Source organism: Shewanella sp. MF05913 (assembly GCF_059758095.1).
The window spans coordinates 1-14658 of the sequence record NZ_JCAYNT010000016.1 but is presented as its reverse complement, the minus strand read 5'-3'; the positions used below and the strand labels follow the sequence as shown (position 1 = coordinate 14658).

Genomic DNA, 14658 nt, shown 5'->3' with positions numbered 1-14658 from the left:
TTCGCTTCAAATATCTCACGCTACATTCTTATTTTTTATTTCTAATCGCTCTCCAAGCGAGTTTAACATTTCAACTTCTCCGTTTAAGACCGCAACGATAATTTTGTCTATTTTAAAGTCTCTTGGGATTATGACCCTCCCAGCACTGCTAACTTCCATATCATATAGAACTTCTATCTGAAGCTTAATGGCTAGTTCGCTTGGATAGTAGAGCACTGTAATAGTTTGAGTATGCATTACTTAATGTTCTCGCAGTTGATAGTTTTATTGCCTGGGTAATTTAAATATGTATTTACTAACCGAATATCGTATTTAGACGTGCCACCCATCAAATTTGGAAGGTTAATTGTTGCTAATTTTATTCTGTTATGGTCCTCGCATTGTTTTTTTAAGTCGCCATTTGGGAATAATGTGAAATCTGTTAACTTTACATGATTCAACTCATGATATAGAAATACTAGTAGGGCATTCTTATCATCAAACACAAATGGCGATAGTTTTATTTCAAATTGTCCTGCAACTAGATTAGCTTCTGCATAAAACGAGCGCGGATTACTTAATAGCGGTCCCAACAAATATGGGTAGTCGAAAACGACATATTTGACATCGGAAATTCCGCACAATTTGTTATCAAAATAACAAATGTCGTCCAGCGCGGTTGTTAGCATCTGTTCATTTTGAGGGCTCACGTTCAATGTATTGGAGTCTGATATCACATTTTGTAGATAAATAGAAAATGCTATGAAAAGTATTGTGAATGTAACAATACTAAGAGCCATTTTAGAAAACAGCTCGAAGTATTTTACTTTAAAGACTTTAATTCGCATATGGGCTGCTGATTTCAGGAATATCAATTAGAAATGAAGCACTACCTATTTTGCCATCTGCAGGATAAACATCTATCTGAATGCTCCCATCATCCCTTGCAATGGAACTAAATTGAATAGTCTGCCCTGCAGACACCCTTTGCCCATCAACAATAACATCATATTTAGCATCCGTTCTTAAAGTAAAATATACATTCTGTGGACCGGAAGCTAAATGTCCTTCCCCTGTTCTTAAGGGTCCAGTTTGAACAATTGAGACCGATTCACCTAAATTATTTTTAATCGATTGCTGAGCTGATAGCGTATTAATTGAGCTTAACTTAAGTAGATTAGGAGGCTGATATGTGAAACTAACCGTTTTTTGCGAAACGTTTTGATATTCATCCATGGCTACTACAGTCAATTGATAAGAGTCACCAGACTCGAGCGATGGATAAATCCTGGGGTACTCTAGGGCGTAATTATTTTCAGCTATAAGTCTGGTCGCTAAATAAACATTATCGCTTGCAGGCCCCCCTTTAAGTTGTGCTGAAACGATTGAGTAGTTAGATATATCAGAAACATTGATCGATAATTCACTTAAACCTATTATCTCTGTAAATGATTCGTTGTTAGCATTAAAAATTTTTATCGTAGGGGCTTGTCTATCACTTTTGTAATCACCTACCTGTTCCGTTGTAATGTTCCCATATGTGTCTTGGGCCACCAGCTGTAATGTAAAATCACCATCTGGTATTTGAGTCAGGTCAAAAGAATATTCATAACTCGTTCCATTTCTCAATGCGGTTGCTGCTGATAACTTAAGTCCATTGCCGTAAACTAAATTAGTTGATTTTAGACTCAATCTATCAAAATATGCACCGGCTCCAGGTTGCTCTACCTTTGTGTATACTTTTTTACCCACTTGGTCATATATAACATCGTAAATAATCGGCTTATATAGTGCGTTCCATGTAACCTCACCCCATGTAGGGTTTGATAGGAGTTCAGGGGTTGAAATCCCCATTGAGTAAATCGCAAAATTCCCATGTAAATATCCGGTTGTGCCGTCTTTTAAAGTAGCATTAAAAGCGCCTTCACAGGATGTTTCACCAGCAGGGATTATACATGAGGAACCATGCACAGCTCTTTGTTCATAAGGTCTCGCTTCACCAGTAATGCGATATTTAGTGATAGTTAATGGTAGCTGGGAAACTTGATACATGATGTTTGAATTAGCTGTTATCCATTCATTCGTTGTCTCAACATAATATTGAACTGTCTTCAATACTGGAGTAGCAGGTGCCGAATCATCTAATGTTAATGAGTAACCTATGCCCCCACCGCTCCATTCACCGAAATTAACCCAGCGAAAGTAATTTCCGTTTGTGTTGCCGAAAGGAGCCGAGGCTACAATGTAGATGTTATCAGCGTCTTCACCGACTATCGTATTTGTTCCTAAGGCATTTGTTAAATATATACCGCCTTGCCTTTGTCCTGACCAGTTATTCTTAGGCAATTTGAATGCCATCTGAATTGGGTTGGTTTTAACCGCACTGCCAGCAACATATGGAATAAAACCTTCTAATCCAGGGCCTAGTACGTTGCTCGAACCAGGCTCGAAATACCCCAGTAAACCTGGTGCGTCAGTTACATTGTCATACATCATATCTTTAGTTGGTAACGTGACAGTATTTCCAGCCATATCAGTGGCGGTGACTGTCATAGTGAAAACGGTATCAAGGTCAGACCTAGGAAACAATCCAGAGTTATATTGAAGAAATGCATATCCATTCGCGCTATCGTAAGTAAAATTACCGCTTTTTATAAGAGCGCCTGTTGGATCTGTCATTTTGTATTTAATATCTTTAATGCCTGATACTGGGTCGCTAATGTCTAAAATACGAATATCAGCGACTTCAGAACCACCTCTACCCAGTAACCAAGTTGCTGAAGTTGTACCAGCAATCCGTCCATATGAGCCATGGCCAGTAGCATACCAATCTCCGAATAATGGCCCTGATTTATCAATCGAATACTCTTTACTTTCAGAGCTAATAGTCTCGTTATTGATGTCTAACAATTCAACCTTATATAAGTAATTCCCATCTGTTGGCATCAGTTTTGACTTAATTGATTTTCCATAGAATTCTCTACCCATAAAAGCAATACGGTCAGAAACACCTATTACTGTAGATGTTATGGAGTCTAAAGTTGCGCCATTATTATCGGTAATTGTTAATTTAACCTTTCTGTCCAAGCCTGCAGAAACCACGAAATTAATCTCTGTGTTTGGGTTGAGATATTTTTCGCTGAATGCTACTTCTTTAATAACAGAGCTCCCTGATTCAAGAAATGAATACCCTTCTACTCCAGCATTCGATGAGATAGATGGTAAGAACATTAAAAGCCCAAACGATATTTTTTTTAGTTGCATTACTGACCACCATATATAGAGTTTATTTTTGGAATATCTACCAAAAATGCTGCCTTTCCAATTGCGCCACTTACCGCTGGGTATACTGGTTCGTCAATCTGACCTAGCGAATTTACAAGCAGTTTAATTGCAACGGTTTGTCCTGGATTAATCGTTATACCGCTAACTATCACCGGAAAACTTGCATCTTGCCTTAATGTTACAATGGCATCCTGCTCACCGGAGGCCAATTGACCATCATTGGTTCGAAGCGGCTCTGTGACTATTCGTGATATCGCAACGTTATTTGAATCTAATATCTTTTGGTTGAGAGCTAAGGCTGACAACTGCTCTAGTCGAACCAAATTTGGAGGGATATAGGTAAAAGACATTGTTTTCGACGACTCATTTTTTGCTGTGTCACTAATAACAACTGTTAGTAAGTAGCTTTCATTATCTTCAAGTGATGGGAAAATACGTGGGTATTCTAGCCCAAAAGTTGATTCAGATATTTTTCGAGTCGCAAGTGATACTGAATCAGATGTGGGTCCACCAGAAAGTAGAGCAGACTCTACATTTATTGTACTTTGGTCTTGTACATCAATAACAATTGACTCGAGCCCCACAAGCGGTTGGTCACCAATAATATCAGCGCCTGATTCAGCATTTCTGAAACTGATAACAGGTTTTGTTTTATCGTTTACAAAGTCCGTTAAAATGCTTTTTCGTGACTCATTACCGTAACTATCGATAACAACTGCTTCGACATTTAAAGTCCCTTCTGGAAGCATATTTAATGAGAACGTTGCCAAATATCGGTTGTAATCGGTAGCTATTGTCGTATCTGCATTTAATCGAGTTGTCGTGTTGTTGTTAGTCACATCCAAATGGAACCCAGTAGTTAGCCACATACCGGACCGCCAATCGTTTGTTCTGTCTTGATCTAATACTGAAACGAGTATTTGTGAATCTTTAACCTCAACATTAGAGATTTCTGATGGGTTAAAGTCCCAATATGTATATAAATAACTCATATGCATACTGAACACGCCATCATGGATACCATTAACAGTAGATTGTAGATAGTAAGGGTATGGAGAATAACCCCTGCCAGATAAATAAGGTATGTTGACATCCATTTCGCAGCTAGTAGAACCTGGTGGGATTAGGCATGAACCAAAGCCATCTAAAATTGCCTTTTGTTCATAGTTTCTCGATTTTGCATGTCCTCTAACTTTTGATACCGTCATTTTTTTTGGAGTGCTTAGATTATTGGAATTGCTCCAGTTTCCGTCACTCTTCATGTATTCCACTACAGGGTTCAAATTCTCTGGCCCTGCTTCAATATTCTCGGCCAAGACAACATTTGGAATCGTTGAGTAAAAGACTGAATAAAAACCGCCTGCCGTAAGATAAACCCAATATGTATACGCTGCAGGGTTGGTTATTGTTATCTCGTTAAATACATAATCACCATCGCGTTCGCCAGGTGTTGTCCACCCATACTCCGTACCGCTGTACTGGACGAAATCGGCAGCTAAACGCTTAAGTCTAAATTTAGTAGGGTTCTCAAAGACGGTCATTCCACTTTTATAAGGCTCCCAGGCACCTCCTATGGGGTTCCAGACATCACTTATCTCTACAGAGTAGTTATTGTTGTCAATCGAAGACACCCGAGTCATTTCAGAGAAGTTTCCAGCCTTATCGAAAACTCTGAAACCTACGTTATATTTTGTTTTATTTATCGGAAATAATTGGCTTGGGAAAGAAGTTACCTGCGCTTTTTTTGCAGATGAGTCGAATAATGCTGGGGTAGAAATCGATGGAGTGCTTTTATCTACAGGTTGAGCGATAAATTCAGCATGACTAATACCAGACCCATTTTCATTGTCGGATAACCCACTTACAGAAAATTCTTTAAAGTTATGTTTACCAAATACATTTATTGATCCGCTAGCAAAGGAGTTAAATAAATAGTTGAATGATGTGCTTATAGATGGGGCTGTGGTGTCAACAAATACAGGTTGCTGCCAAATATCAATAACTTGGTTACTTACCGATAAAAGGGAAACCTTTAAAGTATACTCACCGTCAGAGTTAAAAGGTATAGGGATCTTTTTCCCGTAAAACTCTTTACTCTTAAAGCTAATCCGGTCGCCAATATCAATCACTGCAGAATCAGAGGTAAATACAAGTGAAGACCCACTTAATAACTCTATCCGTATTTTTCTATCTAATCCTCCAGAAACAACTACTTCCACGTTTCCATTTGGGTTGAGATAATCAACTGTGTTAGCTGTTAAATTAATATCATTTCCATTTGGATTTTTGAACTGAAACCCCTCAATGGCAGCTAAAGTTGGAGTTGAAATAATCAATCCAATTAGAAGCAAGCTCGATCTTATGCTGTATTTTCTGTTCATAACCACTTACTCTGTCGGTATAATGAAATGTGTTATTGATGATTGTACCAGATAATGTGATACTTAAAAGTCTAAATAACGAACAGCTTAGAACATAGGTGGTAGTATGAGATATTTAGGTTTTATGATGTGTAGCTTTAGTCTGGTTTTATCTTATGTAGCTCAATCAAATGAGGTAGATTTAGATTATTTATCATGGACGAAAAACCAAGACGAAATGGGATTAATAAGCGGTTGTGGTAAAGGTCTTGTTGGGATATCTGCGAAGCAGCATGCACTAATTAATGCACTGAAAATAAAGAGAAAATCAAATTGGGTTTCTGGTAATGAAACGCATACACCTGCTGGATATAGAATCGAAATGAAATCGGCGTATGCGATAGACGCGAGTGTTGAAATTGTCAGCGAAATTAAATTTATTGATCTTACTTGCGTTTCAATTAGAACAGAAAAATAGCACTTTTTAACTTCAAAGTAATTTTTTTAGCTTTTGATTTGTTGGTGGTTTCATAGGCAAAAAAAGAATCACCTGTTTCAGTTATCATATAGACCTTCCAGTTAGCTGCCTGGCTATCAAACACCAACTCAACGTCTCTTAACGCCCCGATGTATTCGGCTGTATTAGTTATACTACAAACTATTGGAAATCTGAGCTGAGAGTAGAAGGTATGGTTGAGCTCATCTATGTAGATATTAGTGCTAAAGCCAAATGGTAATAGTGACCCTATAAGCAAATAGTAACTGACGGGCCAAATTTCAAGTTGATTCACGAGATTAACTGACAGAGAGCAAATCCCAAAAATAAGACATGAAAGCGATAATAACAAAACCGGCATTGGTAGTGTAAATGTGCTTAATTTTTTTACTAGCTTTCCATCGACTATATCGAAATTCATTTTAATGTCTCACATTGCCTTTATGGTTTTATGCAATTTACTGCAGACGAAAATTTTCACCGCAGATCATAACACAATGCGTGGTAATCGTAAGAGTTTTCGATTATATTCGCTTTGTTACTTACTGACTGACGACCCAAGGACCATTCGGGAATATATGGAAGAGATCAAACACATTTGTTTTAGAGCGTTGGATGAGGGTAATAGATGTGTCGTGGTTATGGATAAAGTAAGCATTAGCAACCCCAGTATCGAGCATTATTGGGTTAAAGTGACCACTGAAACCGAAACCAATCCAAGGCATGTGCTTACTACAGTGCCCAGTAGTACATTAAATAGAAAAGAGGCGCTAAGTTGGGTCGATAAGATAAAATCTTATGACCCTAGGATAGAGAGCGTTGGGGATGGTCGGGTAGAGTTAGTTTAGGTAGATTTCTTTGCTAACATTTTAGATATAAGCTTTAGAACAATTTCTGGAGATAAGTTGCTGTAATTTCTCATGTAAATATCTATAGCATATAGGGATAATGATAAAGCATCATCTAAACTTATAGGAACTGCGACGGCTGGTTTGCCTCCTTCTGTTAAATTGATAAAGAAATTATTAGCTTGATTTTCAATTTTCATGGATTTATTTTTTTGAGCACCATGATTTTTAAACTCTGCTTTTTGAATCATACCCACTAATACCCCTATAAAATATGGGATTTCTGAGCGAGTGAGCTGCAAAATGATTTTTTGATTCCATTGATAATTACGCTTTACACCTTCTGTGGCACGAGCGCCTTCAATTGTTAAAGTATGATACTCCTCTGTTTTGGTTTTCGTGGCCACTACAGTTAAAGCAGATTTAGTGCCATATATGCAGACATTTTTCTCAAACTGTCTATCTAGCTGAGGTTCTGGAAAAAATGCTGATTCATTACTCTGTTGATTAAAATCGCCTTCTGACCTAGCTTGATTGTATGAGTGACCACTTTTCTGGCTATATGGAGTATTCATGACTTAACCTTGATTTTGAAATTTAACCTATTTTTCCACAGTTTATTTTTGCCACAAGGATTTGAACTAATTTTTTCATAAGCTTGCAGAAATTTTTTTTTATGGAATGATAATTGAAACCAATTTCAGAGAGACAAAATGAAGTTAATTAATGATAACAATACTTCTGCACGACAGGTTCTAACGATGTTAACCAAAGCCTCGGTTGAAATAATATCGAATGATGATATCGGAGTTAACGCTAACAATTTTGTATTACTGAACATAGTTAGTGACAGAAATAATTTTGCACCAATAATTATTGCTGATTTTATGATGCCCTTACTGAGTAAAACAATCATTAAAAACCGCCAATCGCCTCCTGAAGCTATAAACTCTATCGTCAACATTCTTTCTCATTCGATAAGGGGCTTTGATGTCAATGCGATGGGTATTGCGTTTTATCTAAATGGTCACCTAAACGTAATTACTGAATCGAATAATGGTGTTAGGTTAGCAAAATTAATGACCTTTGATATCTCACCTGATGAAATCAAGACCGGTTTAACCAGAGATATACAGCCTCCAGAAGGTAAAGGTATGTTCTTCCCTGAACATTTTGATGAATTGGATTCCGATGGTATAAAAGAGGTTCAAATGCTGAAGAAAGTTTTCGCTTCCGTATTTGAAAATGAGTTTGATCATGAAGAAGTAGGTGATGTGCCAATTAAAAAGTTACTACATTAATGAACTCACTTTGTTAACCGATAATAGTTAGCCCCCTCGCAAGGACACTCTACTAAAAAAGGTTTTTTACACCAAAGGCAAACCTGTTCTGGATTGCCTTTACCTTTCTTTACCTTTCTTTTATTTCTCTTACTGACATGCCTCATAAAAATACCTTAATATATAAAATCTACTCTTCTATCAGCTCCCAAATTTGATAAGCCATCGATTGAAGAATATGAGTCACCATATGAAACGACACTGATCTGCTCTGGATTAACACCTAAGGTCATTAGAGCTGAGGCCACATTGGAAGCTCGTCTTTCGCCCAGCCATAAATTATATTCAGCGTCTCCATTTAAATCAGCAAAACCGGCTAACATTACTCTGGCTTCCGGTGTCGCTTTTAGAAACATCGCATTTGTATCTATTACTGAGTTTGCACCAGATTTAAGGTATGAAGAATTATGCTCGAAAAGTATTCTAGATCTTTTGGGCGATCTATTTATAATTTGATGAGATTCTGCATTGAATACTGCTGATATAGCTTTTGAGTAGTCGTCAGCAATAACGGTAACTTTAGGTTCTGAGCTAATAGCAAGTGCAAGTTGTTTATATATCTGCCTGTATGCTAGTAGATCCTTTTCAGCCCCTGTATTTAACGCTTCTGACTCAGCTTGTTTAGTTAAATATTCAAGCTCAGGAATGGAAAGCTCGACCGGTACAGTGTTTTTTGTAAAATTAGTAAAAGGGGTAGTTTTTAGGTTATAATTTTTAGACAGAATACTTTCAGTATAATTCTCGTTGTTTGCACAAGATGCTAATAAAACAGTACATAACGCTATTGATAAATTCCGCACTTTCGCCCCCTAAAACGCACTTCGTTGTAGGTGAAGTATAAGGTTGATATCTGTTCAATGCAATCGGTAGAGTTCCCACAATAGGTTTTGTAAGAATGATTAACAATGATAGTTTCGATGAGATACTTAAAGCTCAGTGGGAAACACTAAAAAAATGTATATCTATTATGCAGAATGAAATTTGCACAAATGAGTGTCTTGCTAGCTATTATTATAGCTTACCTCCTATGCTTGCTTCTTTTGAAAAGCAGATGATCGAGAAAATCCCAGTAATACGATATGAGGGGAAAAAGGCTGTTTACCTTTCAAGCTCCTCATTTATAAAGTTTTTTATTATGCCTGAATGGTCTAGTAAGATGTCTCAAAGATATCCAGGAGTGATTCAGTTCAAAAAACAGTACAGCCAGACTATTGGTAAGATGCTAAGCGATGTCAATGATGCTAAGCGAGAACTGTCAAATACCATTGATTTAATACCAACTCAGAGAGCTAAACGGGCATCAATAGACCGATTAATGCTTTACTCATCGACTAAAGCTATATTAAGAATTATTTCAGTTTTGGATGACAATTCAGATGATCTTACTAAGGTTACATTCCATTGGAACCACAGACCCAATGTTAGAAAAATAACTGCTCAAGCAGCTATTTCACAGCTCAAACTGATGAAGAACAAACCTAATGGTAACTGTTCGCAAGCAATGTGGAACCGAAAGATAGATATAAGCATAGATAAATTATTGCAATTACCAATGGGTAGTACATTGCGTATCAAGCGACCTACAAAGGCGCAACCAATGGTCAATATCCGATCTGAAAGCAATGGCTGGATGCAGTTTACCGCAGCATTACCAATCATAATATTTTCAGATAGAGAAATTGAGTATGAGCACCTTACTACTTATGACAGTATGTACCGGAGAACAACAAGGAATGATTCTATTTTGGGTGATGAGCGTTTTATAGAGCAATTGCCGATTTATCTCGTAATTGAGAGTGATAGGCAATAATCGCCGGATATCCTCCAGAATTATGAACAACAAAATTGTGAGTTAACAACTTTATCGTGTACTATATTACAATTACAAACTAATGCACTTTAGATAACTCATAGCGTTATGGTGAGTTTAAAACACGCGAAAATGACTTTATTTTGAGGTAAATATGAATATTAATAAAAAAACTCAAAATTATGACGATAATATTGATACACCAGAACTTGTACCAAACCTAGAATCCGTGGTCGTTTCAAATAGAATAAATGATAGAGCTACAAAACTAGCTACGTATGCTGAATGCGCTATCTACGCTAGAGCATGTGGTATTGAGACTATGAGGCAATGGTTCGATTACCATAGAGTTAAAGAAGGTGGAAAACCTAGACCCCCAGGAATCCCTGGTGATCCTAGTAACCAGTACCGTGATGAATGGAACGGGTGGCCTAAATTCTTAGGTACAAATAACGTTGCCTCGGCTCACTTATTTGATACGGCAATGACCTTAGATGATGCTAAGAAATGGTTTGTTGAAAATGAAATACAAACTGTTAAACAATTTCGCGAGCTATGTTCGAGTGGCTTAAGGCCGCCAACAATACCAGCCTGCCCAGAAAAGTTTTATAATGTTAAATATTCCGAACTACTAGCCCCTAAATCTGACCGGTATTTGAGTTTTGAAGATGCGAGGAGTTTTGTTCATAGATTTGAATTTAATGATTATTTGGAGTTCCGCGCCTATAAAAGGGAGCATCCTGATCAGTTTAAGAAGATTCCAAGCAGTCCTGACAGGGTGTATATGAAATCATCGCCGCCTGAATGGACTTCTTGGCCAGATTTTTTAGGTTACAATCGAATCACTCGCACCCGATTAGATAATTAATAATAAAGCCACTTTTTAGTGGCTTTATTATTACTAAATATTAGAACATTGATTTATTGGGTAAATTAAACTTAATAGTTAAGTTCATTGATTTAGGTTCTGCACCTTTAGCAAAGTAGTTACACTCTCCTTTGCGAATGTGAATTGAGGGCACCCGTACTTCATTTTTTACTGAACCCTGCCGATTAATTGTTCTTTCACTATCCAGTACGGGCGTCCTTTTTTTAGACCAATCACTAAATTTAATTAGTTCGCAAACTCGTATGTCGTTTACCCAAATCTCTATGCTGGCGTTTTCTAGTAGCGATAAAGCTCCTCTTAGTACGCAATCAAAGTTAGCATCACACTCGAGTTTTTGACCATCTTTGCTCCACGGTGAAACATCTGCTGTTCTTATGCGCTGTAAATCACTATAAAACCCAGTATCGCAGATACCAACCAACAAGAGCCCTGGGCGATCCTTAATAACCAAACCAACATTTTTTGCTGTTGGAAACTCGTAAGTGGAAATTCCGCTGTTGGAATTTGGCCTATAATAATAAGAGTCTGGATATTCCGTCCTTGGGTTTGGGCTATAACCCTCTATTTTCATGTCTAAATACATCTTGCTAAATACCGGACCACAACCATTGGTGCCAGGGGCAGGCATAGCGTTGCTTTTAGTCAAAATCTGTTCGTACAATAAAGAATTTAGTACCTTTGCGCTGTTGAAATTTGACGTAATCTTTAACTTAAAGTAATCACCAGCCGTTTCCGAAGACGGTTTGAAAACTGAGGTATCTATTTCTCTCTGAAGTTTTTTTAAAATATTTGTTGCCAAATCCTTGGCTTCATCAGCTAGAACATGGGGATCATGGTCCTTAATAGCTTCCAAAGGAGCATGCTGTGATATTGATACTTCACCTGGATATGTATTGCTTCTTAGTCTTAAAATTGATTCAGAACCACTTATGATTGCGTTCACATAATCATTGACAGTTGAGGTTGAAGCACTACCTTCTTTTGACCTCATTCTTTGATAATTTGCGAGTAAAAGAACTGAATTATGTAAAACGCCCTCGATAGACTCATTAATATATTTTTTATACTCAACTATATCTATTTCCATTGCAATTACACTTTTAACACAAATAGTTAGAGGTGAGTCACATTTGATAGTGCGTTGTTCATCTAAATGATGGGATACGGCATAGGAGTTAACTAACATGTGTTGTAGCTCTACACCAATTGCACTTTGCTTTAACTCATGACTAGCTAATTGCTCCAACAATGTTGTTACAGCCATAAATTCACTGAACAATCTAGCGTCGTTTGCAGAATCAAATTCGGTTAGTCGGTATTCATAAGCATTTGATAAATTTACTGCAAATAGATAGTTTTGAAATGTAATAGTAACAGCAAGGATTATCCATTTAATGATTTTCATTTCTTACAACCTTGTTTTTTATAGTTAACTGTTGTATTTGTTTTTTGGTCATAGGGATTACTACAGTTCTATTTTTACTATTAAAAACAGTCTGGATACTGTTCTTTACCTCTATGGCATGATCGTCAACCATAACACTGCTCAACATCATGTACTGGTCTATGTAAGACTTATTATATAGATAATTAAACTTTATGACTTGCTCATGCCTAGTAATAGGTATGTATGCCCTTTCATCTGCATCAAACTGTAGCTCAATTGAACTATTTTTAAATACAAGTTTATATGATTGAATCAGTTTATTTGTGATAGCAAGAGTTTGTAAGTTATACCATCCCATCCTGGTTAACTCATTCTTTGTGGTCGTTGAAACTGATTTTGAAACCTCATTGTCCGTTACACTCAAAAACCTAGTTTCTGTTAGTGAATCTAGATATTCCTGCTTGCTATTTGACGGGTCATTAAGAGCTCTATATTTATTAATCGTTAATGCCACCCACTGAGATTTCGACGTCTGAGGGCTTATATCGATACTAACGTTTGATGACACTGTAAAACAAAATGAGATTTGATGTTCACAGGGGGAGAAGTTGGTAACTGATTTAGTGCGCCGTAAATCAAAATTACTATCAAGTAATAAAATTTGTTTTAGCTCTTTATCATCTAAACTAGTAACAACCCCTAGGTCTAGATGTGTCTCTTTAATGTAACGTATTGCTTTTTTTATTGCATCTTGCTCAGCGTTTTTAACTGCGATTTTTTTGGATTCATATAATGAGATTCCACCATCAATTCTAAAGAAAGCATAGCCATCAAATGTGATGGCTACCGAGCTACTTGCAATAAATAAGGGTGATAAAATTACGAATAATAATACTTTTCTCAATTTGACACCCTTCTTCATTTTATAAAAACTTAGCTTTTATTTCGCCAAAATGAGCTTCACCGACGTTATTAAAAAAATCCAAATTTGATTTTACATAACCCCCAAACTTCGCGTCTATACTAACCAATGCTGGTGGCATTATAGTGTTAGACTCTAGACCTAAGTATGAACATACAGCCAGAAAGAGGTATGTGTAGCCGATCATTTTCATAAGTAGAGACATAGTTTACCCTTTCATAATTACATTGTTACTTTGCTGGAGGCCAGTATCATTATTTGGACCCAAATCTGAGCTTGGACCTTGCAATACTAAACCGGCTGGTAAACTTATTGAGCTACTGTTTACATGTGAATTTTTTGAAGACATAGCAGAACGCATACTCCAACCTTCAGCTTGTGCTACATCAAAGTTCGTAGACAGGGCCGAAGAATTGTACATTTCATTACTTGCTGCGGCGGTTGAAGCATTTTTACTTTCAACCTCTACTACTTTTATCTCAACCTTCTCACCAAAGTTAGATGCCAATTGAGATTGGTTCGTGTCACCTATACTCTGTTTGCTAGGAACTACGCTATCACTACTTTGTGTGGCTGCAAGGTTTTGACTTAAAATATTATTATCATTTGATTGTAAAACCGTGTTACCTGTCTCTTGACTGCTCCCCCCAACCTGAGTGATAGAGGTAGGCCCTTGTTCAGCACTCATTAACCTAACTTGATTTTCTTCTTTAACTGGTTGATCAGCGTTCGCGGTTTGTGTCTGCTGGCCTGGTTGTACCGGATCAATACCCGCAACGTCTGCAGTGGTTGTACCCGCTAAACTTTGAGGTGCCTCATTGGTGTTGTTCGCTGCTGCCGTCGATATGCCATTGTTAACATTAGTGGTCGTAGCCTGCTCTGGCTTAGCCAGTTCACCCGTTGTTTGCTCAGTTTTAGCGGGTTGTTCAGCGTTCGCGGTTTGTGTCTGCTGGGCAGGTTGAACCGGAGCTTGAACCGGAGCTACTGGCGTGGTTTGTGCCGGAGCAATACCCGCAACGCCTGCAGTGGTTGTACCCGCTAAACTTTGAGGTGCCTCATTGGTGTTGTTTGCTGCCGCAGTCACTATGCCATTGTTAGCATTAGTGGTCGTAGCCTGCTCTGGCTTAGCCAGTTCACCCGTTGTTTGCTCAGTTTTAGCGGGTTGTTCAGCGTTCGCGGTTTGTGTCTGCTGGGCAGGTTGAACCGGAGCTTGAGCCGGAGCTACTGGCGTGGTTTGTGCCGGAGCAATACCCGCAACGCCTGCAGTGGTTGTACCCGCTAAACTTTGAGGTGCCTCATTGGTGTTGTTTGCTGCCGCAGTCACTATGCCATTGTTAGCATT

Annotated in this window: 14 protein-coding genes; 4 read left to right on the top strand and 10 right to left on the bottom strand. The window is 37.8% G+C overall.

Features of this window, described 5'->3' with window-relative positions; all coding sequences use genetic code 11:
* Window positions 1-15 precede the first annotated feature (15 nt).
* The 3 genes from AC19MV_RS16640 to AC19MV_RS16630 all read right to left on the bottom strand — a co-directional run bounded on the left by AC19MV_RS16640 (window position 16) and on the right by AC19MV_RS16630 (window position 5645).
* Complete coding sequence (locus AC19MV_RS16640; protein WP_498308922.1) at window positions 16-237, bottom strand: DUF2375 family protein; 222 nt, start codon at window positions 235-237, stop codon at window positions 16-18.
* Window positions 238-816: 579 nt separating this feature from the next.
* The gene (locus tag AC19MV_RS16635) at window positions 817-3243 is read right to left on the bottom strand and encodes an Ig-like domain-containing protein (RefSeq protein ID WP_498308921.1); all 2427 of its coding nucleotides are present in this window, start codon (window positions 3241-3243) and stop codon (window positions 817-819) included.
* Window positions 3243-5645: an Ig-like domain-containing protein gene (locus tag AC19MV_RS16630; RefSeq protein WP_498308919.1), complete on the bottom strand. Its 2403-nt coding sequence runs from the start codon at window positions 5643-5645 to the stop codon at window positions 3243-3245. The genes AC19MV_RS16635 and AC19MV_RS16630 overlap by 1 nt, the downstream gene beginning before the upstream one ends.
* 106 nt (window positions 5646-5751) lie before the next feature.
* Between AC19MV_RS16630 and AC19MV_RS16625 the strand changes: the two genes are divergently transcribed.
* On the top strand, window positions 5752-6102 hold the full coding sequence (locus AC19MV_RS16625) for a hypothetical protein (protein ID WP_498308918.1): 351 nt from the start codon (window positions 5752-5754) through the stop codon (window positions 6100-6102).
* On the opposite strand, the gene AC19MV_RS16620 is transcribed toward AC19MV_RS16625, so the two are convergent.
* The 3 genes from AC19MV_RS16620 to AC19MV_RS16610 all read right to left on the bottom strand — a co-directional run bounded on the left by AC19MV_RS16620 (window position 6086) and on the right by AC19MV_RS16610 (window position 7543).
* On the bottom strand, window positions 6086-6541 hold the full coding sequence (locus tag AC19MV_RS16620) for a hypothetical protein (RefSeq protein ID WP_498308917.1): 456 nt from the start codon (window positions 6539-6541) through the stop codon (window positions 6086-6088). The genes AC19MV_RS16625 and AC19MV_RS16620 overlap by 17 nt on opposite strands.
* 121 nt (window positions 6542-6662) lie before the next feature.
* Window positions 6663-6845, bottom strand: a complete 183-nt coding sequence (locus AC19MV_RS16615) for a hypothetical protein (RefSeq protein ID WP_498308916.1) — start codon at window positions 6843-6845, stop codon at window positions 6663-6665.
* Between the two features lie 119 nt (window positions 6846-6964).
* Window positions 6965-7543 carry a hypothetical protein gene (locus tag AC19MV_RS16610; RefSeq protein ID WP_498308914.1) on the bottom strand — a complete coding sequence of 193 codons (579 nt, stop codon included), beginning with the start codon at window positions 7541-7543 and terminating at the stop codon, window positions 6965-6967.
* Between the two features lie 138 nt (window positions 7544-7681).
* On the opposite strand from AC19MV_RS16610, the gene AC19MV_RS16605 reads away from it, so the two are divergent.
* Window positions 7682-8269: a hypothetical protein gene (locus AC19MV_RS16605; RefSeq protein ID WP_498308913.1), complete on the top strand. Its 588-nt coding sequence runs from the start codon at window positions 7682-7684 to the stop codon at window positions 8267-8269.
* Window positions 8270-8424: 155 nt separating this feature from the next.
* Here the strand turns inward: AC19MV_RS16605 and AC19MV_RS16600 are convergent, their stop codons facing one another.
* Window positions 8425-9108: an OmpA family protein gene (locus tag AC19MV_RS16600; protein ID WP_498308911.1), complete on the bottom strand. Its 684-nt coding sequence runs from the start codon at window positions 9106-9108 to the stop codon at window positions 8425-8427.
* A 95-nt stretch (window positions 9109-9203) separates the two neighbouring features.
* On the opposite strand from AC19MV_RS16600, the gene AC19MV_RS16595 reads away from it, so the two are divergent.
* Complete coding sequence (locus AC19MV_RS16595; protein ID WP_498308909.1) at window positions 9204-10118, top strand: DNA replication terminus site-binding protein; 915 nt, start codon at window positions 9204-9206, stop codon at window positions 10116-10118.
* Window positions 10119-10272: 154 nt separating this feature from the next.
* The gene (locus AC19MV_RS16590; RefSeq protein WP_498308907.1) at window positions 10273-10986 is read left to right on the top strand and encodes a hypothetical protein; all 714 of its coding nucleotides are present in this window, start codon (window positions 10273-10275) and stop codon (window positions 10984-10986) included.
* A gap of 40 nt (window positions 10987-11026) precedes the next feature.
* Here AC19MV_RS16590 and AC19MV_RS16585 read toward each other — a convergent pair whose 3' ends face one another.
* The 3 genes from AC19MV_RS16585 to AC19MV_RS16575 form a co-directional block, all read right to left on the bottom strand.
* On the bottom strand, window positions 11027-12412 hold the full coding sequence (locus tag AC19MV_RS16585) for a hypothetical protein (protein ID WP_498308906.1): 1386 nt from the start codon (window positions 12410-12412) through the stop codon (window positions 11027-11029).
* Window positions 12399-13298, bottom strand: a complete 900-nt coding sequence (locus AC19MV_RS16580) for a hypothetical protein (protein WP_498308904.1) — start codon at window positions 13296-13298, stop codon at window positions 12399-12401. Before AC19MV_RS16580 ends, AC19MV_RS16585 begins: the two co-directional genes overlap by 14 nt.
* A gap of 226 nt (window positions 13299-13524) precedes the next feature.
* The coding region (locus AC19MV_RS16575) for a hypothetical protein (RefSeq protein WP_498308903.1) at window positions 13525-14658 on the bottom strand (1134 nt) is incomplete at its 5' end.

Excerpts from the sequence above, each read along its gene's own strand:
- AC19MV_RS16640 (WP_498308922.1), bottom strand. The coding sequence starts at position 237 with ATGCATACTCAAACTATTACAGTGCTCTACTATCCAAGCGAACTAGCC.
- AC19MV_RS16635 (WP_498308921.1), bottom strand. The coding sequence starts at position 3,243 with ATGCAACTAAAAAAAATATCGTTTGGGCTTTTAATGTTCTTACCATCT.
- AC19MV_RS16630 (WP_498308919.1), bottom strand. The coding sequence starts at position 5,645 with ATGAACAGAAAATACAGCATAAGATCGAGCTTGCTTCTAATTGGATTG.
- AC19MV_RS16625 (WP_498308918.1), top strand. The coding sequence starts at position 5,752 with ATGAGATATTTAGGTTTTATGATGTGTAGCTTTAGTCTGGTTTTATCT.
- AC19MV_RS16620 (WP_498308917.1), bottom strand. The coding sequence starts at position 6,541 with ATGAATTTCGATATAGTCGATGGAAAGCTAGTAAAAAAATTAAGCACA.
- AC19MV_RS16615 (WP_498308916.1), bottom strand. The coding sequence starts at position 6,845 with ATGCCTTGGATTGGTTTCGGTTTCAGTGGTCACTTTAACCCAATAATG.
- AC19MV_RS16610 (WP_498308914.1), bottom strand. The coding sequence starts at position 7,543 with ATGAATACTCCATATAGCCAGAAAAGTGGTCACTCATACAATCAAGCT.
- AC19MV_RS16605 (WP_498308913.1), top strand. The coding sequence starts at position 7,682 with ATGAAGTTAATTAATGATAACAATACTTCTGCACGACAGGTTCTAACG.
- AC19MV_RS16595 (WP_498308909.1), top strand. The coding sequence starts at position 9,204 with ATGATTAACAATGATAGTTTCGATGAGATACTTAAAGCTCAGTGGGAA.
- AC19MV_RS16590 (WP_498308907.1), top strand. The coding sequence starts at position 10,273 with ATGAATATTAATAAAAAAACTCAAAATTATGACGATAATATTGATACA.
- AC19MV_RS16585 (WP_498308906.1), bottom strand. The coding sequence starts at position 12,412 with ATGAAAATCATTAAATGGATAATCCTTGCTGTTACTATTACATTTCAA.